This is a genomic window from Bradyrhizobium ferriligni, from assembly GCF_056837965.1.
The window spans coordinates 44,416-65,477 of record NZ_JBXEJO010000027.1 but is presented as its reverse complement, the minus strand read 5'-3'; the positions used below and the strand labels follow the sequence as shown (position 1 = coordinate 65,477).

Sequence of the window (21,062 nt, the reverse complement as noted above, 5' to 3'; positions counted from 1 at the left end):
AACTCGATGTTGTATTTCACGCGGTGGCGAGCGCTGGGGATCATCCTGACAGCGCTGGTGGTCTGCCTGTGCGCCGTGCCCAATTTCTTCCCCGAAGCGCAGGTGAAGACCTGGCCGGCCTGGGCGCAGCGGCGCCTGGTCCTCGGCCTCGATTTGCAGGGCGGCTCTTATCTGCTGCTCGAGGTCGACTCCAACTACGTGAAGAAGGAGAAGCTCGACCAGATTCGCGACGATGTTCGGAAAGTGCTTCGTGAAGCCAAGATCGGCTACACCGGCCTCAACACACGCAACGACGCGGTGGAAGTCCGCATCTCCAAGGAAGGCGACCAGTCGACGGCATTGTCGAAGCTCCGCGAGCTGTCGCAGCCGCTCGGCGGCCTGCTCGGCTCCAGCGGCCAGCGCAGCCTCGAGGTTGCCGATGCCGGCGGCGGCCTGATCCGCCTGACGGTCCCGCAGGCCGCGATCACCGAGCGCATCCGGCAGACCATCGAGCAATCGATCCAGATCGTCGAACGGCGCGTCAACGAGCTCGGCACGGTCGAGCCGGTGATCCAGCGTCAGGGCACCGACCGCATCCTGGTCCAGGTGCCGGGCCTGCAGGATCCGACGCGCCTGAAGGAACTGCTCGGCAAGACCGCCAAGATGGAATTCCGCATGGTCGACAGCTCGGTGTCGCCCGACCAGGCCCAGCAGGGCCGCCTGCCGCCGGACTCCGAGCTCTTGATGAGCGCGTCACCGCCGCCGGTTCCGTATGTCGTCAAGAAGCAGGTCCTGGTTTCCGGAGGCGAGCTCTCCGATGCCCAGCCCGGCTTCGACCAGCGCACCGGCGAGGCGATCGTCAGCTTCAAGTTCAATACGTCGGGCGCGCGCAAATTCGCGCAGGCGACCGCCGAAAACGTCGGCCAGCCGTTTGCGATCGTGCTCGACAACAAGGTGATCTCGGCACCCGTCATCCGTGAGCCGATCACCGGCGGACAGGGCCAGATCTCCGGCAGCTTCACCGTGCAGTCGGCCAACGATTTGGCGATCCTGATGCGTGCCGGCGCGCTGCCGGCCCCGTTGACGGTGATCGAGGAGCGCACCGTCGGTCCCGGCCTCGGACAGGACTCGATCGAGAAGGGCGAGCTCGCGGCCTATGTCGGCTCGATCCTGGTCATCGTGTTCATGCTGATCACCTATCGGCTGTTCGGCGTGTTCGCCAACATCGCGGTGGCGATCAACGTCGCCATGATCTTCGGGCTGCTGTCGCTGCTCAACGCCACGCTGACGTTGCCCGGCATCGCCGGCATCGTGCTGACCGTCGGCATCGCGGTCGATTCCAACGTGCTGATCTACGAGCGCATCCGCGAGGAATTGCGCGGCGGCCGCAACGCGATCTCGGCAATCGACGCCGGCTTCAAGCGGGCGCTGGCGACCATCCTCGACTCCAACATCACCACCTTCATCGCCGCCGCCGTGCTGTTCTACATCGGCACCGGACCGGTGCGCGGCTTTGCCGTGACGCTCGGCATCGGCATCATCACCACGGTGTTCACCGCCTTTACCCTGACGCGCCTGATCGTCGCCGGCTGGGTGCGGTGGAAGCGGCCGCAAACCGTGCCGATCTGAGAGGCCTGTTGTGACTCATACCGTTCTCATTGGCCTTGGCATCCTGATCGCCGTCTTGACCGTGGTCGCGGCGCTCGGCCTGCTGCCGGCGCTGCGCATCGTGCCGGACGACACGCATTTCGACTTCACCCGCTTCCGCCGCATCAGCTTCCCGATCTCGGCGCTGCTCTCGATCCTCGCCATCACGCTCTTCTTTACCCACGGCCTGAATTTCGGCATCGACTTCAAGGGCGGCACGCTGCTGGAGGTGCAGGCCAAGTCCGGCACCGCCGACATCGCCGCGATGCGCACGACCTTGAACGGCCTTGGCCTCGGCGAGGTGCAGCTGCAGCAGTTCGGCGGTCCGGCGGAAGTCCTGATCCGCGTCGCCGAGCAGCCCGGCGGCGACAAGGCGCAGCAGGATGCGGTGACGAAAGTGCGCGGCGCGCTCGGCGAATCCGTCGACTACCGTCGCGTCGAGGTGGTGGGACCGCGCGTCTCCGGCGAACTGCTGGCCTACGGCATGATCGGCCTGATGTTCGCGATCATGGGTATCCTGATCTACCTTTGGTTCCGGTTCGAATGGCAGTTCGCGCTCGGCGCCATGATCGCCAACGTCCACGACATCGTGCTCACGATCGGCTTCATGTCGATCACCCAGGTCGATTTCGACCTTACCAGCATCGCGGCGCTGCTGACGATTCTCGGCTACTCGCTCAACGACACTGTCGTCATCTACGACCGTATCCGCGAGATGCTGCGGCGCTACAAGAAGATGCCGATGCCGCAGCTGCTGAACGAATCGATCAATTCGACGCTGTCGCGTTCGATCATCACCCACGTCACCGTGACGCTGGCGCTGCTCGCACTGCTGCTGTTCGGCGGCCAGGCGATCCACAGCTTCACCGCGGTCATGATGTTCGGCGTGGTGCTGGTCGGCACCTACACCTCGATCTTCATCGCGGCGCCGATCCTGATCTATCTCGGTGTTCATACCACGCGGGGTGGAGAGGCGGCGCAGGACGCGCCGGCCAAGAAGCCGGACACGGCGGCAGCCAAGAAGTAGCTGGTCATGAGCAACCCCTCGGACGCTCCCCATCTTCCGAGGTCGGCGCCGATCGAGGCCTACGGCAAGGGCGGCTTCGCGTTTGCCGATATGTCGCACCGCGGCTCGCTGTTGTGCCTGCCTGACTCGATCTGGGCCTGGCCGGTGACCAGGCCGCAGGAGATCGACGAATACTCGCTGCAAAAGGTGTTCGCCGCCGCCAATGCGATCGACACGCTGATCGTCGGCACCGGCACCGACGTCTGGGTTCCGCCAAAGGGCCTGCGCGAGGCCCTGCGGGCCGTGCGGGTGGTGCTCGATCCGATGCAGACGGGACCCGCGATCCGCACCTACAACATCATGCTGGGCGAGCGGCGGCGCGTCGCGGCGGCGCTGATCGCGGTGCCATGAGCGCGACGGAGGCACCGCAGGACGGCGTGGCCTTCTGCGCCGATCTGGTGCGGAGCCATGACTTCGTGCGCTACGCGTCGACCTTGTTCCTGCCGGGTCCGGAACGACGGGCGATGCTTGCGATCTATGCCTTCAACATCGAGGTCTCGCGCGTGCACGAGCAGGTCAGCCAGCCGCTGCCCGGCGAGATGCGGCTGCAATGGTGGACCGACATGCTCGCCGGCACGGGCCATGGCGGCGTCGAGGGCAATCCGGTCGCGGCGGAACTGCTGCACACGATCCGCAATCACCGTCTGCCGGTCTCGCCATTCTCGCTGTTGGTCGAGGAGCACCAGTTCGATCTCTACAACGACCCGATGCCTTCGCTGACCGCGCTCGAGGGCTATCTCGACGCCACGGCCTCAGTGCTGTTCTCGCAGGCCACGCGCGTGGTGGCGCGGCCGTCGGAGGCGATCGATCACCTGGCCCGTCATGCGGGTCTTGCCCAGGGCATGGCGCAGGTCATCGCTTCGCTCGGCCGCGACGCCTCACGGCAGCAGCTGTTTCTGCCGTTGCAGCTGCTGCAGCAGTACGGCGGCAGCAAGGAGGAGGTGTTTGCCGGCAAGGTGACGCCGAACATCCGTGCCGCGATCGATCAGCTTGCGGACGAGGCCCAGGGCCATCTCAAGACCTCGTTCGGGCTGCTTGCGGATGTCCCGTCCGGCGTGAGGCCGATCTTTCTGCCGCTCGCTTGGGTCAGGCGCGAGTTGAACCGGGCGAGGAGGGAGGACTACGACCCGTTCCTGCCGAAACCGGTCTCGCGCCTGCGCACGCTCTGGACGTTGTGGCGAGCCGCGCGCACGGAGGAGTTCGGTCGCTAGCTCTGCTCTTTCGGGATGTGCTTGGTGAAGATCCGGATTGTTGTGCCCCTGACCATCGGGCCGCTGTCATAGATGTCGGATGCGATCTGCTCCACCGCGTCGCGCAGCGCAACGAACTGGGCTTGCCGCGCCATGCTCGCCGTTCCGCGCGTGCCGGCCAGCTCGTCCAACGCGGCGTCGCTGATCTGGCATTCGATTTCCTGGTCGCCGTTCATCATGGTGAATCCGAACGCCAGTCGTTCGGAATCGTATCCCCCGATCCGGCCACGGGTGAGTGGCATTAAACTTTGTCCCTTGAGCGCGCTACCCCTCGCAAAGAGTGAAGCTTCGCGGCGCGTTTGTCGAGGGCCACGCGCCGAGAAGCGCGCTCTAACCCGTCGGCCGGTCCATCTCGGCGACTTCAAAATTGAAGCGGTCGCGCAGATTCTTGCGTTGCTCGAGGATGTCCTTGAGGAACTCGCGATCGGCGGCGCTGCGCATCATCGGCTCGATCAGGTCGATCTGGTTCATGGCGACGAGCTGCAGGATTTCGGTGCGCGGCTTGCCGGCGGCATCGCGCGGCAGCGCGTGCACGATCTGGATGTGTTCGGGCGGCTTGATGCCCCTTGCCGCGGCAAGCTCATTGCGCAGCGTCTTTTCCAGCGCGGACTGGTCCGCCTCGACGAAGGCGTAGAGTCCGACGCCGACGCGCCGATCGGCAAAGGCGACGATCGCGGTGTCGCGCACCTGCGGATTCTTGCGGATCAGATCGATCAATACCGGGGCGTCGTTGACCAGCCTGCGGCCGCCGCCTTCGCGGTCGGTGAAATTGAAGATGCCGCGGGTGATCGCCTGATAGACCTTCTTGCCGGTCTTGAGCCAGATGCTGGCGACCGCGGATTTCCTTGCGAGTACCTTGCGCTCTTTCGGCGTCAACGCCTCCGGCGCGTAGCTGCGCTTGTGCTTCAACAGATGCCGCAGATCCTCATAGGCGGCGATGCGGAACAGCCGGCTGCGGGTCTTGAAGCAGGCGGCAAGCTGGAAGTCGGTGAGGTAGGCGCGGCCATCGCGCCCGACCAGCCAGTTCTGCTCCTTGGCGAGATCGTTGTGGCAGATGCCGGCGCGATGCAGCTTGCGCAACGCGGCCTTGGCGGAGCGAAAATACGCGACGTCGCCATGCGGCTTCGCCAGATGCAGCGCCGCGCCGTCGATGAAGCCGCGCACCAGCGCGCGCCGGCCGGCCCACAACAGCTTTGGGCCGACGTCGAGGTCGCGCGCCAGGGTCAGCGCGCGGCGCTCGCGCGAGAACAGATGCAGCGCCAGGCCGAATGACCAGAACGGCACCTGATCGAGCCGGCGCAGCACGCCGTCGACCTCGCCGTCATCGGCGCGAAAGCGACCGCGCTCGACGGTCGAGAACACGTCGCGCTTGAGCAGCACGCCCTGGCTCCACCGCACCGACAGGGTGGCGTCATCGTCTTTCGGCAAGCTCATGACTGTCAGGCCGCTGCCGCAACGCGCAGATGCTCTGCGATCCAGTGGTCGAGATCGGCGAGGGCGCGCGCGCTGATCGCCTGCTTCTTGGCGACGGTCTTCTCGTTGCCGCGCAGCCGCGAGCCGTCCGGCTTCTTGGTCGGCGCACTGGCCAGCGGCGGGAACAGACCGAAATTGATGTTCATCGGCTGGAACGAGCGCGAACCGGCCTGGATCGTTTCGATGTGGCCACCGGTGATGTGGCCGAGCAGCGCGCCGAGCGCGGTCGTGGCCGGCGGCGGCGTCAGCGCGGCACCACGCATGTCGGCGGCGGCACAGAGGCCGGCGATCAGGCCGACGCTGGCCGACTCGACATAACCCTCGCAGCCCGTCATCTGCCCGGCGAAGCGCAGCCGCGGCTGCGCGCGCAGACGCAGCTGACCGTCGAGCAGCTTTGGCGAGTTCAGGAAGGTGTTGCGATGCAGGCCGCCGAGGCGCGCGAACTCCGCGTTCTCAAGGCCAGGAATGGTCCGGAACACGCGCTGCTGCGCGCCGTGCTTCAGCTTGGTCTGGAAGCCGACGATGTTGTAGAGCGTGCCGAGCTTGTTGTCCTGCCGCAGCTGGACGATCGCATACGGCTTGACCGTCGGGTTGTGCGGATTGGTCAATCCCACCGGCTTCATCGGCCCGTGGCGCAGCGTCTCGTGACCGCGCTCGGCCATCACCTCGACCGGCAGGCAGCCGTCGAAATAGGGCGTGTTGGTCTCCCAGTCCTTGAAGTCGACCTTCTCGCCGTCGAGCAGCGCCGCGACGAAGGCGTCATACTGCTCCTTCGTCATCGGGCAGTTGATGTAGTCCGCGCCGGTGCCGCCGGGGCCGACCTTGTCGTAGCGCGACTGAAACCAGGCCACCGACATGTCGATGGAATCCTTGTGCACGATCGGCGCGATCGCGTCGAAGAATGCCAGCGCGCTCTCGTCGGTCAGCTGCCTGATGGCGTCGGCAAGCGGTGCCGAGGTGAGGGGACCGGTCGCGACGATGACGTTGCTCCAGTCGGCCGGCGGCAGCCCTGCGACTTCCTCCCGGCTGATCTCGATCAGCGGATGTTCGTTGAGCGCCTTGGTGACGGCGGCCGAAAAGCCGTCGCGGTCGACCGCCAGCGCGCCGCCGGCGGGCACCTGATTGGCGTCGGCCGAGCGCATGATCAGGGAGCCCAGCCGCCGCATCTCGGCGTGCAGCAGCCCGACCGCGTTATTCGCGGCATCGTCGGAGCGGAAGGAGTTCGAGCAAACCAGTTCGGCGCAGCCTTCGGTCCGGTGCGCCTCGGTCATCCGGTGCGGGCGCATTTCATGCAGCACGGCGCGGACGCCGGCATTGGCGACCTGCCAGGCGGCTTCCGAGCCGGCGAGCCCCGCGCCCACGATGTGCACGGGTTGGGAAGAGGATTGATGCGGTGTCATCGCGCAGCGTTAGCGCGTTTTGATCTCATATGCATCTGAAACCGCACCACAAACGACAACGCCCGCTGTGGAAGCGGGCGTTATCCGTTCAGCAGATGGCCTGCGGCCGATTAGCCGTTGTAGGTGCCGGCGGCAACGCGCGGAATGTCCGAGCGGTCGAGGCCGATATCGGCGAGTTCACGATCGCTAAGCTGGGACAGTTCGCTGACATTGCGCTGATAATCCCGGAAAGCCTGGATCATGCGGATGAGCGAGAGCAACATGGTAGTCTCCTAGTAATTCAGATTCAGCTTTTCCAAAGCCTCATCGTTGAAGTGAATATAGATGATATAGTGCAGTGCGGTAGTTCCGATGTTGCGATGCAGCTAGGCTCAAAACGCATAGCGCTGGTAAGTTCCGGTTAACCGTTTGGCGCATGGAGAACTGCCCCGTAGACGGAAGTTCCATCAAGGCCGAGTATTCCAACAAAACGTTCCTGAAATCAGTTAGTTATTGAAATCTCGGCAGGCGTGATTGCGTTATTTATGTGGTAATTACGGACCGTTTATTCAAGCCGAGGTCCCTCGTTACGGGAGGGATCACAGCGATGTGTTCCATGCGTGATTCGCATGCAAGCGGTTGTCGTTAAAATGAACGTAAACTCACTCTATTGCGATCTCGGACAGGAGATGGTGTCGCGTCAATCAGTCGCATTGACGTAAGCGGTAATTCGATCCTGTGCCGCAACGGATTTCCGTCGCGGGGGCGCATGTCGCGCGGAATGTGCTGCTGATTATCGGAAGTGGGTGTCGATTGAAGTGAACGCGCCGAGCAAAGCTATTGCGGCGCTGCTTCCTTACTGCCTTGTAATCAAAACACTATGCAACGCATGCGCGATACGCGCGCAGCGCTCATCACATTTGAATCGCGCGAAGTTCATTCTGAACGGTGCCGGGAACAGCGAATAATCGTTCCGCAGATTCCGCAATCACGCAGGGATCTGTCCAAGAACAACAGATGGATCATCCCATGATTAAGACATTGATCGCAGCAGCCACCGTGGCTGCCGTTGCCTACGCTGTCGCTCCCGCTCAGGCTGCGCATCGTCATCAAGCGGGCCTCGGCTGCAGCGGTGCCAATCTCGGCAAGACCGAAGCTGCAGTCGAAGCCATGGCTGACAATGAGGTCAAATTCGCGGCGGAGAAGGAAGTCTCGCTCGCCCAGGACGCGATGCTGAACAACAAGTGGGGCGTATGCGGCGCGCACCTCAGCAAGGCTGCCGAAGCCAGCATGGCGAAGTAAGCTTTGATCATTGCGATAAGGGCCGATTGCCTGGGGCGATCGGCCCTTTTTGATTCACCCGTAGCTGGAGCAGCGTTGATCGAGTCAGAGCGGAAGGTTGGCCTCGCTGCGCCACGCAATCTGGTGTGAAGGCGCTATGGAGCCTTGGCGAGTTGGGTGGCGAAGTAGCCGATCGTCTTGGCGTACACCTCGCTCTTGTTCCACTGCTGGATCACCGCAAAATTCTCGCTGCCGGGCTCCCAGCCCTTGCCCTTCTTCCAGCCATAGCTCTTCAGGTAGTTCGCCGTCGACGCCAGCACGTCGGGCACGTTGTGCAGGAGGTCGCGCTTGCCGTTGCCGTCAAAGTCGACCGCGAACTTGATGTAGGACGACGGCATGAATTGAGTCTGGCCGATCTCGCCGGCCCAGGCGCCGCGCATCTCCTGCGGCGGCAGATCGCCGCGCTCGACGATGCGCAAGGCATCCATCAACTCGGCCTTGAACATGTCGGAGCGGCGGCAGTCATAGGCGAGGGTCGCCAGCGAACGTATGGTCGGAAACTTGCCGGTGTTGACGCCGAAATCGGTCTCCAGTCCCCAGATCGCAACCAGGATCTCGCCCGGTACGCCGTAGGCCTCCTCGATCCGCGACAGCACGGAGCCGTAGCGCTTCATCATGTCGGAGCCGCGATTGAGCCGCGGCGGTACCATGCGGCCCGAGAACTGCTCGAACGTCTGGCTGAACACCTGCTGCGAATGGTCGCGGGCGATGATCGCCTTGTCCTGCGTGACACCAGTCAACCCGGCCTGGATCGCGTTCTGCGAAATGCCCTTCGTCGCAGCCTCTTTCTTGAAATCGTCGAGCCAGGATTCGAACGTGCCCGTGCCGCATTGGGCGGCCAGCACCGACGCCGTCGAGGTCAGGAGCCACGCGCCGATGGCGAGCGTGCGAAAGCAAAAGCGAGAGGTCATAGGCAATTCACTCCGGAGTCTGCGATGTCGTCGATTGGTCGTGAAGGGCGGCGGGTATGTTCGCGGCAACAGCGGCCAAAACAAGGCTCGTGACCGAGCCGCTTTTTCTCAGGCCGCGCTGCAAGTGCCACGCCAATTTCACATCCTCTTGACGGTCCGGGACGACAAACCGCCGGCCGAACATATCGGCCGGCGGTTGCTTTGACGTTTACGAATCCGGGTTAGCGGCGCTTAGCCGCGATCGCTCCGCCGCCACGGAAACAGATTGGCCGGGAAGTCCGCGGCGGGCTTGCGCTCGCGCGGTTCGGGGGTTACCGGCCGCGCATTCGGATCCTTGACGATGACCTCGCGATAGAGATGCCAGGTGGCGTGACCGAGCAGCGGGATCACCACGGCAAGCCCGAGGAAGAACGGGATCGTGCCCAGCACCAGCAGCACCGCGACGATCAGACCCCAGGCCGCCATCGGCACCGGGTTCTGTGCGACGGCGCGCATCGACGTCACCATGGCTTCGCCGGCGGTTGCCTGGCGGTCGAGCATCATGGGGAAGGCGATCACGCTGATGCAAAGTGCGACGAGCGCGAACAGGAAGCCGACGCTGCAGCCAACCACGATGAGCCACCAGCCTTGCGGAGTGGTCAGCACGCGCGTGGCGAAATCGGGAATGTTGGCTGCGGTCTCATAGCCGAACACCGCCGTGTAGATCGCCTGGGCGGTGGCGATCCAGGTCACGAACAGCGCGAACAGCAGCGTTCCGACCCCAAGCATCGCGCCGAATGACGGCGAGCGGAATACCTCCATGGCATCCCATGCAGATGCTTCCCCGCCATCCTCGCGGCGGCGGCTCATCTCGTAGAGGCCGATGGCGGCAAACGGGCCGAGCAGGGCAAAGCCCGCGGCCAGCGGAAACAGCAGGGGCAACACGGAATAGCCGTGCACGGTGCGCGCGAGCACGAGGCCGAGCACCGGATAGATCAGGCAGAGGATGATGGCGTGACTTGGCACCGCCTTGAAGTCTTCCCAGCCGAGACGCAGCGCATGATGCAAGTCGGACAGGCCGATGGTGCGGATGACAGGCGCAGACGCGGTGCCTTGTCCGCTCTGCGTCATCGATGTGACATTGCCTTGGTATGACGTGGCCATGGTCGTTGTCTCCCTCTGGGCCGGTCGCATTCAGCGCCCGGCACGCGGGCACAAACGTACCGCCTCTCGAAACGATCACGATCAAGCCAGACGCGAAAGACAGAGCAGGGAACTGGCCGTGTCGCGAACTGTAGAATGAGGCTACTCCCAAACTGTGCCAAAAGCACTCACGCTTAAGTGAATGTCGCATTGGCAAGCTATGGAGGGGGCGATAGACTTGAACTGCGACCTCGGTCAGGCGCGCCAAGGCCGTCTGGCCTTCACATCTCAACTCTCTTGGGAGCGAACGATGAGCATTTTCGGAAAAATCATGGGCGCGATCTTCGGCAGTAGCGCCAGCGCCGCGCCCGCCGGCGGAACGGCCACAAGCGCAGCTCCCGCCGGTGGATCCGGCAGCGCATCGTCGTCTCCTGCCGCGGTGCCCGCCGGCGCGGCGCCGGCGCAGTCGGTTGACGTTGCCCCGATTCTCGACAAGGCGGTTGCCGCGAAGGGCGAGAAGCTCGAGTGGCGGACCTCGATCGTCGACCTGATGAAGGCGCTCGACATCGACTCCAGCCTGTCGGCCCGCAAGGAGCTCGCCAAGGAGTTCGGCTACACCGGCGACACCAACGATTCCGCCAGCATGAACATCTGGCTGCACAAGCAGGTGATGACCAAGCTCGCGGCCAATGGCGGCAAGCTGCCCCCCGACATCAAGCACTGAGGGATCATCCTCCCGCGCATAGAAAGGGCCCGCGCCAGCGCGGGCCCTTTTTTATCGACCGGCGAACATCTATAGATCGCCCAACAACAACAAGGAGAACGCCCATGACTGATCTCGATCGCCGGACGATGCTTGCGAGCGGCGCCCTCGCGCTGGCCGGCGCCGCCGCGCAATCCGCGCCGGCCCATGCCGAGGCCGCGCCGAAGGCGATGTTTTCGGTCCCGGCCGTGACAATCCCGATCGTCGGCGCCAGCGAGGTGTTTCAGGTTCGCCGCATCTACTGCATCGGCCGCAACTACGCCGCGCACGCGATCGAGCGCGGTTCGGACCCGACGCGCGAGCCGCCGTTCTTCTTCCAGAAGCCGACGGATGCGATCCAGAATGTCGCGATCGGCACCATCGCCGATCATCCCTATCCGTCGCTGACCAAGAACTATCACCACGAGGTCGAGTTGGTCGCCGCGCTGAAGTCCGGCGGCACCAATATTCCGGCCGACAAGGCGCTCGATCACGTCTATGGCTACGCGCTCGGCCTCGACATGACGCGGCGCGATCTGCAGAACGGCATGGCCGCGGAGAAGAAGCCATGGGAGATCGGCAAGAGCTTTGACCATGCCGCGGTGCTCGGGCCGATCCATCCGGCTGATAAGACCGGCCACTTCACGCAAGGCGCCATCTCGCTCGCGATCAACGGCGCGGTGCGACAGAGCTCGGATCTGAAGAACATGATCTGGAGCGTCGCCGAGCAGATCGCAAAGCTGTCCGAGGCATTCGAGCTGAAGGCCGGCGACATCATCTATTCCGGTACGCCGGAGAACGTCGGCCCGGTCGTCAAGGGCGACGTGCTGCTGTGCAAGCTCGAGGGCCTGCCCGACATGTCGATCAAGATCGTCTGACGCCGGGTGAGGCGCAATCGCGTTTTCGAGCGAAGTGGGTACCGGTTCGCGTAAGGCAAACGCGTCAAAAGAAGCAGCTGGAGCCCCGTTCCGATTCCATCGGACCTGAAAGGGCTCTAGCCGGCAAGGTCCGCGTATTCCGGATGCTTGTCGAGGTAATCCACCACGAAACCGCAGCCGGCGATCACCTTGCGGCCGTCGGCGCGGATCAGCTCCAGCGCACCCTTGACCAGCTCCGATGCGATGCCGCGGCCGCGCAGTGCTCGCGGTGTCTCGGTATGGGTGATGATGACGGCCGCGGGCGTCCGCCGGTAGTTCGCAAAGGCGAGGCCGCCCTCGGTGTCGAGCTCGAAGCGGTTTTGGTCCCTGTTGTCGCGCACGGCGGCCATCGCAAAATCCCGGTTGATTCACAGGCCCTGATGTAAGCGTGTGAACCGGCCGGTGCAAAGCGGCGACCAACCCGCAAATTGACATTTGTGGATTGACGATATGCGCATTTCGGCCTGCCTGACCGCCGTATTGCTCGGCGCCGCCTTGACGCTTCCAAACCCGCCGAGAGCCGCCGCCGGCGACGATCCGAGCTGGCAGACCTGCGTCGGCTTGACGACAGCGCCCGGCGACCGAGTGGCCGCCTGCACCACGGTGATCGACGGCAAGACCGAGAGCGGCAAGCGGCTGGCCGGCGCCTATTGCAATCGCGGCCATGGGCTGACCGAGAAGCGCGAGCTCGACGCTGCGCTCGCCGACCTCAACGAGGCCGTCAAGCTCGATCCCGCCTATGCCTGCGCCTACACCAATCGGGGCCGCGTCTACGCCTTCAAGCGCGATCTCGATCATGCGATTGCCGATTACGACGAGGCGATCCGCATCGATCCGGCGTTCGCGCTGGCCTACAACAATCGTGGCGATGCCTGGCTCAACAAGGGCGATCTCGACCGCGCGCTGGCCGATCTCAGCCTCGCCATCAAATTCAATCCGCAGCTCGCCACCGCCTACGGCAATCGTGGCTTCGTCTACTACCGCAAGCGCGACGCGGCGCATGCGATCGCCGACTTCACCACTGAGATCAGGCTCGAGCCCAACGTGCTCGCCTATATCAACCGCGGCAATGTCTATCGCGATACCGAGCAGCTCGATCGTGCCGCCGCCGACTATGGCGAGGCGGCGAGGATCGCGCCGACCGATGCGCGCGGCTGGCGCAACCGCGGGATGATCCGTCTCTATCAGGGTGACAACAAGGGCGGGCTCGCCGATTACGACAAGGCGCTGCAATACGATCCGAACGATGTCTATTCCTGGAACAATCGCGGCCAGGCCAAGCTGCGGCTCGGCGACAAGAAGGGCGCGGCGGCCGACTTCCGCAAGGCGCTCGAGCTGCAGCCAGATCTGCAGAGCGCCAAGGGGGCACTGGCGCGGCTCGGCGGGGCGCGGTGACACGCTGCCGGCCACGATCGCCGCTGCCGCGTCGCACACGCGCGGGACGGGCCTTGCGGATGGATGCAGTTCGATTACGTTTGATGTCAGACATACGCCCCTGATGCGGCCGGATGGTCGTCTGGTACGGAGTGGCGGAGCCGGCCGCCGACGTATGCCTCTTGTCGGAGGAGGTTCGTCATGTCTGACAATCGTTTCTTCAACACACACCGTCCCTGGGAGGACTGGTTCGGCATGCTGCTCGGCGTGCTGATCATGGTCTCGCCCTGGTTTCCGATGCAAGTGAGCGGCGCCGTCGATATCGAGCGCAGCCACCTCGTCCTCAACAGCTTCATGGTCGGCATGCTGGTGCTCGGTATCGCCCAGCTCGAATATGTCGCGCTGCACCGCTGGGAGGAGGTGGCCAGCATCCTGCTCGGCCTCTGGCTGATGGCATCGCCCCTGGTCTTCGGTTACGCCGAGGACCACTGGCTGCAGTTCTGGCACATCCTGCTCGGCGCGGTGGTCGCCTTTATAGGCGCGTTGCAGCTGTGGCAGGACTGGAACCTGAGCGAGCAGGAACTCGCCAAGCACCCGCAGTAGCGGCCTGGGCAGAAAACAACGGGTTGGCCGCCGCCGGCGCGCGGTATCATCGCGCTGCGTCCGGCGGGCCTTGCCGAAGGCGGCGGCTTGGCGATAAACCGGGTGGTACCGACCCCTTGCGGCGCTTGAAGACGCCCGGTTCTGACCGAGGAAATACCCGATGACCGTCCTGACCTTGCCCTGTCTGTTGTGCGTATCGGCGGGGCGGCAATGAGCGGGACGGCTGCTGCCGCGCCGCGCGGCGGGATCGCGCGGGTGTCGCGCCGGGTGATGAACCTCGCCTACATCCTGACCCAGAACGCCCGCCGCCACAGCGATCGCCCCGGCTTCATCTGGAACGAGAAGGCCTGGTCCTGGCGTCACATCGACCAGAACGTCTCGGCGCTGGCGGCGGCACTGGCCGCGCGCGGCATCGTCAAGGGCGACCGCATCCTGGTGCATTCCAAGAATTGCGACGAGATGTTCTGGTCGATGTTCGCGGCCTTCCGGCTCGGCGCGGTCTGGGTGCCGACCAATTTCCGCCTGATGCCGGACGAGGTCGCCTATCTCGCGGCGGCCTCGGGCGCCAAGGCGTTTCTCTGCCACGCCGACTTCCCCGAGCATGCCAGGGCGGCCGCCAATCCCGCGCTCGAATTCGTCTGGCGGATCGGCGAGGAGGGCAGGTTCGGCGAGGCGACGCTCGGTGACGTCATCGCCAAACACGCAAGCGCTGTGGTCGAGAACGTTGCCGTCGACTACGACGATCCCTGCTGGTTCTTCTTCACATCCGGCACCACCGGCCGCTCCAAGGCCGCCGTCTTGACCCATGGCCAGATGGCCTTCGTCATCACCAACCATCTCGCCGACTTGATGCCCGGCACGACGGAGCAAGACGCCTCGCTGGTGGTGGCGCCGCTGTCGCATGGCGCCGGTGTGCATCAATTGGTGCAGACCGCGCGCGGCGTGCCCACCATCCTGCTGCCGTCAGAGAAGTTCGACATCGCCGAAGCCTTCTGGCTGATCGCCAAGCATCGCGTCAGCAACATGTTCACGGTGCCGACTATCCTGAAGATGATGGTCGAGCATCCCGCCGCCGACCAGCACGACCATTCCTCGCTGCGCTACATCATCTATGCCGGCGCGCCGATGTATCGCGAGGACCAGAAGGCGGCGCTGAACAAGCTCGGCGGCGTGCTGGTGCAGTATTTCGGCCTCGGCGAAGTCACCGGCAACATCACGGTGCTGCCGCCCGGCCTGCACGATCCCGAGGACGGCCCGCATGCGCGGATCGGCACCTGCGGCTTCGAACGCACCGGGATGCAGGTCTCGATCCAGGGCGACGATGGAAGCGAGCTGAAGGCGCACGAGACCGGCGAGATCTGCGTGATCGGTCCCGGCGTGTTCGCCGGCTACTACGACAATCCCGAGGCCAACGCGAAGGCGTTCCGCAACGGCTGGTTCCGCACCGGCGACCTCGGCCACATGGACGAGGAGGGCTTCGTCTACATCACCGGCCGCGCCTCCGACATGTACATCTCGGGCGGCTCCAACATCTATCCGCGCGAGATCGAGGAGAAGCTCTTGACGCATCCCGCGGTCGGCGAGGTCGCGGTGCTCGGCGTCCCCGATCCCTTCTGGGGCGAGGTCGGCGTCGCCGTCTGCGTCGCGCGCGAGGGCACCGAGGCGGTCGCGGAGGCGGAGCTTGCCGCCTATCTCGCGCCAAAAGTGCCGCGCTACAAGATGCCGAAACGCTTCTTCTTCTGGGAGGCGTTGCCGAAGTCCGGCTACGGCAAGGTGCCGAAGCGACTGATCCGCGACGAGCTCGAGGCGCGCGGGCTGCTCGAGGTGATCGCCAAATCGACGGGCGCGTGAGGCGATGCGCAGCATCGCCCAGCCTGGCGCTCCGCATCCAGAGCGCATCCAATGGGTCAGCGCGCGCGGCCGCGCCTTTTCATTCGTGCTCGAGGCCGGTATTCCGCTGCTCGAAGCCGTGCGCCGCGGCTTTGCGGCGGAAGGATTTTCCGGCGGCGTGCTGAGCGCCAGGGGCGGCGCGCTCGGGCCGTTCGCCTATGTGATGCCGGCGCTGTCGAAGGATGGCGTCAACGCCGCGTTCTACAGCGACACGTTCCGTCCCGACGGCGTGACGCGACTCAAGCTCGCGGCGCTGACCTTCGGCGAACGCGACGGCGCGCCGTTCTTTCATTGCCACGGCTTGTGGACTGAGGCCGATGGCCGCTTCAACGGTGGCCACATGCTGCCGGATGAAACCATTGTCGCCGAGCCGTTCGAGGTCAACGTATTCGGGATCGACGGCGCGACATTCCTGGCCGAGGCGGACAGCGAGACCAATTTCAAGCTGTTCGGTCCCGTCGCCAGCGCGCCGCGCGGAGCCAGGACCACGAGCCATGCCTACGCGCTGCGGCTGCGGCCGAACCAGGATATTGCCTGCGCGCTGGAAGGCTTCTGCCGCCAGCACGGCATCCTGCGCGCGCGGCTGCATGGCGGCGTCGGCTCGACCATCGGCGCCGTCTTCACCGAAGGCCACAGCGTCGTGCCGTTCGCGACCGAGCTCGCGGTGACCGCAGGCGACATCGCACCGGACGCGGATGGCCGGCTGCATGCCGAACTCGACATCGCGCTGGTCGACTATCTCGGCGGCATCGCCGAGGGACGCCTGGTGCGCGGCGACAACCCGGTCCTGATGACGATGGAGCTGGCGCTGGAGGTGCTGGCGGAGGCGGAGCAGCCGTAGGGGCATGGCATACCCCATCCCCGCGTCGTCCCGGCGAAGGCCGGGACCCATACTCCGCAGCAGTTGTTGTGAGACGGACTCGTCGTTCAAGCGTCGAGCAACAATAGTCATTCGTGGTTATGGATCCCGGCCTTCGCCGGGACGACAGGGAGTGTGTCATGCCGCCTGCGCGTCACACATCCGCATTCTCGCGACATGTTTGCCCGAGCTTTGCATTTCGCTCCGCCCTCGCTTGAGCGGAGGGCGCAGGGAAAGCGGTGCTTGCGCCGTCAGGCAAACTCAGATGTATGGGCCGCTCACCGCCGCTTGCGGACATGGATGTTGATGTCGAGGTCGATCTCGCTGACGCAGGTCTGCTCGGTGCGGTGCGAACCGCCCTCGTGCCCTTGCGCAGGCTGATGTCGCTGACATTGGCGAGCCGCAAGCAGCGCCATTGCGGAAGCCTGCCCGAGCTCTCGCCGGCGAACTGCCAGGCCAGCACGACCTCTTCACCGCTCTTGTTGTGGCCGATGATGTGCGGGCAGAGCTCGCGCGGCCGGCCGTCATAGATGCAGACGACCTGCTGCTCGGTGAGGATCGCCTTGCGGAACAGGTCATAACTGCGGCTGGGCATCGGCGCGGGTCTCGGTTGAAGGGTGGTGGCGGCAGCGGGCGCTTGCCCATCCGCTAGCATGATGCATCGACAACTTCTGGTTCTGGCCCGGGTTTGTTGTTCTTGTTACGTTCTTGACGGGTTCATGTCGATCTGGGATTGTGCGTTCCGAGGCGCGAGCCCCAAAGGTTGGACCGATGGCCAGACGAAACCGCCCGATCAATATGCCCGCGCCATACCTGCGGCGGGTCTGGCTCGAGCCTGCGCGGATCCCGGACCGCGAGGCTTATCCATTCGTGCTGCCGCTGCTGCGCGACGATTTCGAGCTGAGCTTCGACAAGGCAATCACCATCATTGTCGGCGAGAACGGCACCGGCAAGTCGACGCTGCTCGAGGAGATCGCCGTGATGGCCGGTTATGATGATGCCGGCGGCGGCAAGGGCTACATGCCGGTCGATCACAGCAATGCGGTCGAGGAAATGGGCGGCTCGCTTGCGACCGCGCTCCGCGCGAGCTGGCTGCCGAAAATCACCAATGGCTGGTTCTTCCGCGCCGAGAGCTTCTTCTCGGTCGCCAGATATCTCGACTCCGTCGCCAGCCCCTACGCTGACTTCCTGTCGCATTCGCATGGCGAAGGCTTTTTGCGCTTCTTCGAGGAGCGCTGCCAGCGGCAAGGCATCTTCATCTTCGACGAGCCGGAATCAGCGCTGTCGCCGTCGCGCCAGATTGAATTCCTCAAGCTGCTGCACCGGATGAACGGCACCGGCCACTGCCAGGTGATCATGGCCACGCATTCACCGGTGCTGATGGCCTATCCGCATGCGACGTTGCTTCGGCTGACGAAATACGGGCTGGAGCCGGTGAATCTGAGGGACACCGATCATTACAAGGTCATGCGCGAGTTCTGCGACGATCCGAAAGGGTTCGTCGAGGCGGCGATCGAGGGGTGAGACCGCCGCCCGGGCGGGCTTGCCTCCCGGAGAAGCCGCCGGCGGCGACTTCGCTCTGGTGCAAGAAGCCGGTCCCCGATCTAGTCTAGAACCCGGACCATAAACTGCGGCATGCGCCAGGCGGCGGATGGCCGATACATATCGGGAGAGAACAAGGATGAGGCGAACGATCGCGCGAGCTTGCGTCGTGGTGGCGGCATTGGCCGTGTTGGGGGCCGCGTGGGCTCACGGGCCGACCCGCCAGAAGGTGCGGGAATCGATCGAGATCGACGCGCCGCAGGCCAAGGTGTGGGCGGTGATCGGCAATTTCCAGGACATGAGCTGGCTCGCCGGCGTCACCAAGACCGAGGGCGAGAGGGGCAACGAGATCGGCGCCTCGCGGCGGCTGACGCTGGGGCCCGGCGCCACCGTCGACGAGGAACTCTACAAATACGAGCCGGAGATGATGAGCTATTCGTACCGGATCACGGCGGTCGACGTGAAGGTGCTGCCGGTCACCAATTATTCCTCGACGCTGACGGTGTCGCCGGCGCCGGACGGCAAGTCGAAGCTGGAATGGGCCGGCGCGTTCTACCGCGGATTTCCCAACAATGATCCGCCGCCGGAACTGAGCGACGAGGCCGCGGTGAAGGCGGTGAGCGGGCTCTACAAGGCCGGGCTCGAGGCACTGAAGAAGAAGATCGAGAGCGGGACCTGAGCGTGCGCGCGATTGCGCTCCTCGCGCTGCTTGCCAGCCTCGGCGCCGCGCGCGCCGAGGAGGCGTTCGTCACCAACCAGCTCAGCGACGACCTCACGGTGGTCGATCTCGCGACCTCGAAGCCGGTCGCGATCATCGCGATCGGCGGCAAGCCTGCCGGCATTGCCGTCAGCAATGACGGCCGCTTCGCCTATGTGACCAGCCCGGATGCCAAGGCGGTCACGGTGGTCGACGCGTCGACGCGAAAGGTCGTCGGCCGGGTCGATGTCGGCGGCGGGCCGCTCGGCATTGCGGTCGCGCCCGACGGCGCCACGGTCTATGTCGCCGACTGGTACGCCGCCGCGGTGCGGGTGATCGACGCCAGAGAGCGGCGTGTCGCCGCGAGTATCGCGGTCGGGGCTTCGCCGTCCGGGCTGGCGGTGACGCCCGATGGGCTGCTGCTGCTGTCGGCCGATCGCGACGATGACAGCGTCTCCATCATCGACACCGCCTCGCGCGAGCGGAGGGGGATCGTGAAGGTCGGGACGCGGCCGTTCGGCGTCACGATCGATGCCGATGGCAAGCGCGCCTACACCGCCAATGTCGGCACCAACGACGTCTCGGTGATCGACATCGCGACCGCCCGCGAGATCGGCCGCGTCCATGTCGGCCTGCGCCCCTACGCGGTGGCGCTGGCGCAGGGCCGCGGCTTCGTCACCGACCAGTATGACGGCAAGGTCAGCGTGTTCGACCTCGCGACGTTGCAGCCCGTAAAGCGCATCACGGTCGGCGATTACCCCGAAGGCATCGAGGCGACCGCCGACGGCAAGCGCATCCTGGTCGCGAACTGGGAGAGCAACACGCTGAGCGTGATCGACGCCGCCGAGCTGAAGGTGATTGGCGAGGTCAAGGTCGGCGACGGGCCAAGAGCGTTCGGGGCGTTTCTCAGGCGGACGGAGTAGGCAAAGGTACGCGTGCTAAAATATCGAAAACAACCCCATGCAAAGTAGCAGGATGCCGCCGGCATTCGGAACAGCGACTTGACGCGTCGGCCAAATCAATGATACATTTTTATTATTCCGAAATTGCGCAGGCGCCCGCCGCCGCGCGATCAGCCTTCTTTGCCAGGAGCTACCTTCGTCGTCATTGCGAGGAGCTCGTGACAAAATTGCAAAGCAATTTTGCGTTGAAGCGACGAAGCTATCATCTAGCAGCTGCGTTTGCGGCCAGATCGATTGCTTCGAGGAGCCCTTCATCGGCGGACGTTCGTGGGACCCGTTGACTCGGAATGACGAAGTCTGCCCAACGCGCCTGCGACCTGTCGCCGAGCTGCGACCCATTGGCTCACCAGCGCGGCAGGCATATATTATCAGGCAAACACCAGGAAACAGGGAGGATGCCATGCATCATACCTTGGTGCCCAGCGATCGGGTCGAGCACGTCTGCGTGTTCGGCCGCGACGGCGCAAAGCTCGGTTCGATCGAGCGGCTGATGCTCGACAAAGTGAGCGGCACGGTGGCCTACGCCATCATCAAGACCGGCGGCGTGCTGAGCACCCACCACCATTACCCGGTGAAGTGGACCGCGTTGAAATTCGATCCCGTGCGCCAGGCCTTCGAGGTCGAGGTGACGCTGGACGATCTGCGCGCCGGGCCGTCCGAGTTCGACGGCGACGAATTCGACTGGGGCGACCGCTCGCAATCGTATACGCACCCGAATTATTGGGCGGTGTAGTGCGCAGTTGAGGCCTGCCGTAGCCCGCATGAGCGGAGCGACATGCGGGAGCGGTCAAATTGTTCGGCTGATAGACCCCGCATATCGCTCCGCTCATGCGGGCTACTAAGTCAGGCACATGCCCCAATTCAAGCCCGCCGGCTGGCCTTCCGTCATACCGAGAATTGTCACGCGCGACCTCAGCAGCTTGACCGGATTCCTGAGAGACGTATTCGGTGCGGAAGGCGACGTCAGGTCCGGCGCGCCAACGGAAATTCGCATCGGAGATTCGATCATCCTGATCAGCGATGGCGGAGGCGTCCGCGAGGCCATGCCGGCCTTTCTCTATGTGTATGTTGAGAACGCGGACGAGACCTATCGGCGGGCGATCGCGGCAGGCGCTGAAGTGATCGAATGCCCTGCGGACGCGCCTTATTGTGACAAGCGGGCGATGGTTCGGGATGGCTGGGGAAACGTCTGGCAGATAGCGACTTACCGCGGGAGGTGAGAAGAGCTAGTTGTAGGCCGCATGAGCGAAGGACATGCGGGAGCCGGCAGCGCATGCGGCCGACAAAGTCCCGCACGTCGCTTCGCTC

At 64.6% G+C, this 21,062-nt stretch carries 24 protein-coding genes and 1 pseudogene; 17 read left to right on the top strand and 8 right to left on the bottom strand.

Translation table 11 applies throughout. From position 1 onward, the window contains the following. Window positions 1-6 precede the first annotated feature (6 nt). From secD to AC1VNY_RS17860, 4 genes are read left to right on the top strand one after another with little or no spacing between them, the layout of a single operon-like run. Window positions 7-1,608 (top strand): protein translocase subunit SecD, encoded by a 1,602-nt coding sequence (gene secD / locus AC1VNY_RS17875; RefSeq protein WP_028342067.1) that lies wholly within the window; start codon window positions 7-9, stop codon window positions 1,606-1,608. A 10-nt stretch (window positions 1,609-1,618) separates the two neighbouring features. Beyond that, window positions 1,619-2,653 carry a protein translocase subunit SecF gene (gene secF / locus AC1VNY_RS17870; RefSeq protein WP_038387096.1) on the top strand — a complete coding sequence of 345 codons (1,035 nt, stop codon included), beginning with the start codon at window positions 1,619-1,621 and terminating at the stop codon, window positions 2,651-2,653. Window positions 2,654-2,659: 6 nt separating this feature from the next. Further along, window positions 2,660-3,043 (top strand): Mth938-like domain-containing protein, encoded by a 384-nt coding sequence (locus AC1VNY_RS17865; RefSeq protein WP_038387097.1) that lies wholly within the window; start codon window positions 2,660-2,662, stop codon window positions 3,041-3,043. Further along, window positions 3,040-3,903 carry a phytoene/squalene synthase family protein gene (locus AC1VNY_RS17860; RefSeq protein ID WP_482406148.1) on the top strand — a complete coding sequence of 288 codons (864 nt, stop codon included), beginning with the start codon at window positions 3,040-3,042 and terminating at the stop codon, window positions 3,901-3,903. The genes AC1VNY_RS17865 and AC1VNY_RS17860 overlap by 4 nt, the downstream gene beginning before the upstream one ends. Here the strand turns inward: AC1VNY_RS17860 and AC1VNY_RS17855 are convergent. From AC1VNY_RS17855 to AC1VNY_RS17840, 4 genes are all read right to left on the bottom strand, one after another. Further along, window positions 3,900-4,184, bottom strand: coding sequence for a DUF1488 family protein (locus AC1VNY_RS17855; RefSeq protein ID WP_461191244.1), 285 nt, complete (start codon window positions 4,182-4,184; stop codon window positions 3,900-3,902). The genes AC1VNY_RS17860 and AC1VNY_RS17855 overlap by 4 nt on opposite strands. Window positions 4,185-4,272: 88 nt before the next feature. After that, window positions 4,273-5,376 (bottom strand): serine/threonine protein kinase, encoded by a 1,104-nt coding sequence (locus tag AC1VNY_RS17850; RefSeq protein ID WP_482406147.1) that lies wholly within the window; start codon window positions 5,374-5,376, stop codon window positions 4,273-4,275. A 5-nt stretch (window positions 5,377-5,381) separates the two neighbouring features. Continuing rightward, window positions 5,382-6,815 (bottom strand): methylenetetrahydrofolate--tRNA-(uracil(54)-C(5))-methyltransferase (FADH(2)-oxidizing) TrmFO, encoded by a 1,434-nt coding sequence (gene trmFO, locus AC1VNY_RS17845; protein ID WP_482406146.1) that lies wholly within the window; start codon window positions 6,813-6,815, stop codon window positions 5,382-5,384. A gap of 110 nt (window positions 6,816-6,925) precedes the next feature. Continuing rightward, window positions 6,926-7,078, bottom strand: coding sequence for a DUF1127 domain-containing protein (locus tag AC1VNY_RS17840; RefSeq protein ID WP_016846063.1), 153 nt, complete (start codon window positions 7,076-7,078; stop codon window positions 6,926-6,928). Between the two features lie 733 nt (window positions 7,079-7,811). Between AC1VNY_RS17840 and AC1VNY_RS17835 the strand changes: the two genes are divergently transcribed. Then, window positions 7,812-8,096 carry a hypothetical protein gene (locus tag AC1VNY_RS17835; protein WP_482406145.1) on the top strand — a complete coding sequence of 95 codons (285 nt, stop codon included), beginning with the start codon at window positions 7,812-7,814 and terminating at the stop codon, window positions 8,094-8,096. Window positions 8,097-8,230: 134 nt separating this feature from the next. Here AC1VNY_RS17835 and AC1VNY_RS17830 read toward each other — a convergent pair whose 3' ends face one another. Both AC1VNY_RS17830 and AC1VNY_RS17825 read right to left on the bottom strand, forming a co-directional pair. Next, the gene (locus tag AC1VNY_RS17830; protein WP_482406144.1) at window positions 8,231-9,046 is read right to left on the bottom strand and encodes a lytic murein transglycosylase; all 816 of its coding nucleotides are present in this window, start codon (window positions 9,044-9,046) and stop codon (window positions 8,231-8,233) included. A gap of 231 nt (window positions 9,047-9,277) precedes the next feature. Next, the gene (locus AC1VNY_RS17825; protein ID WP_482406143.1) at window positions 9,278-10,189 is read right to left on the bottom strand and encodes a DUF2189 domain-containing protein; all 912 of its coding nucleotides are present in this window, start codon (window positions 10,187-10,189) and stop codon (window positions 9,278-9,280) included. 289 nt (window positions 10,190-10,478) lie between these two features. Between AC1VNY_RS17825 and AC1VNY_RS17820 the strand changes: the two genes are divergently transcribed. Further along, window positions 10,479-10,892: a DUF3597 domain-containing protein gene (locus AC1VNY_RS17820; RefSeq protein WP_482406142.1), complete on the top strand. Its 414-nt coding sequence runs from the start codon at window positions 10,479-10,481 to the stop codon at window positions 10,890-10,892. Window positions 10,893-10,996: 104 nt separating this feature from the next. Further along, window positions 10,997-11,788 (top strand): fumarylacetoacetate hydrolase family protein, encoded by a 792-nt coding sequence (locus AC1VNY_RS17815; protein WP_482406141.1) that lies wholly within the window; start codon window positions 10,997-10,999, stop codon window positions 11,786-11,788. Window positions 11,789-11,904: 116 nt separating this feature from the next. Here AC1VNY_RS17815 and AC1VNY_RS17810 read toward each other — a convergent pair whose 3' ends face one another. After that, on the bottom strand, window positions 11,905-12,177 hold the full coding sequence (locus tag AC1VNY_RS17810) for a GNAT family N-acetyltransferase (RefSeq protein WP_461191241.1): 273 nt from the start codon (window positions 12,175-12,177) through the stop codon (window positions 11,905-11,907). A 100-nt stretch (window positions 12,178-12,277) separates the two neighbouring features. Between AC1VNY_RS17810 and AC1VNY_RS17805 the strand changes: the two genes are divergently transcribed. The 4 genes from AC1VNY_RS17805 (at window position 12,278) to AC1VNY_RS17790 (ending at window position 16,535) form a co-directional block, all read left to right on the top strand. Next, on the top strand, window positions 12,278-13,222 hold the full coding sequence (locus AC1VNY_RS17805) for a tetratricopeptide repeat protein (RefSeq protein ID WP_482406140.1): 945 nt from the start codon (window positions 12,278-12,280) through the stop codon (window positions 13,220-13,222). Window positions 13,223-13,402: 180 nt separating this feature from the next. Beyond that, window positions 13,403-13,804 carry an SPW repeat domain-containing protein gene (locus tag AC1VNY_RS17800; RefSeq protein ID WP_304495310.1) on the top strand — a complete coding sequence of 134 codons (402 nt, stop codon included), beginning with the start codon at window positions 13,403-13,405 and terminating at the stop codon, window positions 13,802-13,804. A gap of 210 nt (window positions 13,805-14,014) precedes the next feature. Then, window positions 14,015-15,655, top strand: a complete 1,641-nt coding sequence (locus AC1VNY_RS17795; protein WP_482406139.1) for an acyl-CoA synthetase — start codon at window positions 14,015-14,017, stop codon at window positions 15,653-15,655. A gap of 4 nt (window positions 15,656-15,659) precedes the next feature. Then, entirely contained in the window at window positions 15,660-16,535 is an 876-nt protein-coding gene (locus AC1VNY_RS17790; protein WP_482406138.1) for a PCC domain-containing protein, read from the top strand. A gap of 172 nt (window positions 16,536-16,707) precedes the next feature. Here AC1VNY_RS17790 and AC1VNY_RS17785 read toward each other — a convergent pair whose 3' ends face one another. Next, on the bottom strand, window positions 16,708-17,148 hold the full coding sequence (locus tag AC1VNY_RS17785) for a hypothetical protein (RefSeq protein WP_482406137.1): 441 nt from the start codon (window positions 17,146-17,148) through the stop codon (window positions 16,708-16,710). A 284-nt stretch (window positions 17,149-17,432) separates the two neighbouring features. Here AC1VNY_RS17785 and AC1VNY_RS17780 point away from each other — a divergent pair. From AC1VNY_RS17780 to AC1VNY_RS17755, 6 genes and pseudogenes are all read left to right on the top strand, one after another. After that, a pseudogene (locus AC1VNY_RS17780) lies at window positions 17,433-17,537 on the top strand (AAA family ATPase); the annotation flags it as partial. Continuing rightward, window positions 17,535-18,077, top strand: coding sequence for an AAA family ATPase (locus tag AC1VNY_RS17775; RefSeq protein ID WP_482406173.1), 543 nt, complete (start codon window positions 17,535-17,537; stop codon window positions 18,075-18,077). The pseudogene AC1VNY_RS17780 and the gene AC1VNY_RS17775, both read left to right, overlap by 3 nt. A gap of 157 nt (window positions 18,078-18,234) precedes the next feature. Next, window positions 18,235-18,774 carry an SRPBCC family protein gene (locus tag AC1VNY_RS17770; RefSeq protein ID WP_482406136.1) on the top strand — a complete coding sequence of 180 codons (540 nt, stop codon included), beginning with the start codon at window positions 18,235-18,237 and terminating at the stop codon, window positions 18,772-18,774. Window positions 18,775-18,776: 2 nt separating this feature from the next. Next, on the top strand, window positions 18,777-19,715 hold the full coding sequence (locus tag AC1VNY_RS17765) for a YVTN family beta-propeller repeat protein (RefSeq protein ID WP_482406135.1): 939 nt from the start codon (window positions 18,777-18,779) through the stop codon (window positions 19,713-19,715). Window positions 19,716-20,154: 439 nt separating this feature from the next. Next, window positions 20,155-20,487: a PRC-barrel domain-containing protein gene (locus AC1VNY_RS17760; RefSeq protein ID WP_482406134.1), complete on the top strand. Its 333-nt coding sequence runs from the start codon at window positions 20,155-20,157 to the stop codon at window positions 20,485-20,487. Window positions 20,488-20,605: 118 nt separating this feature from the next. Beyond that, window positions 20,606-20,974, top strand: coding sequence for a VOC family protein (locus tag AC1VNY_RS17755; protein WP_482406133.1), 369 nt, complete (start codon window positions 20,606-20,608; stop codon window positions 20,972-20,974). Window positions 20,975-21,062: the final 88 nt, after the last annotated feature.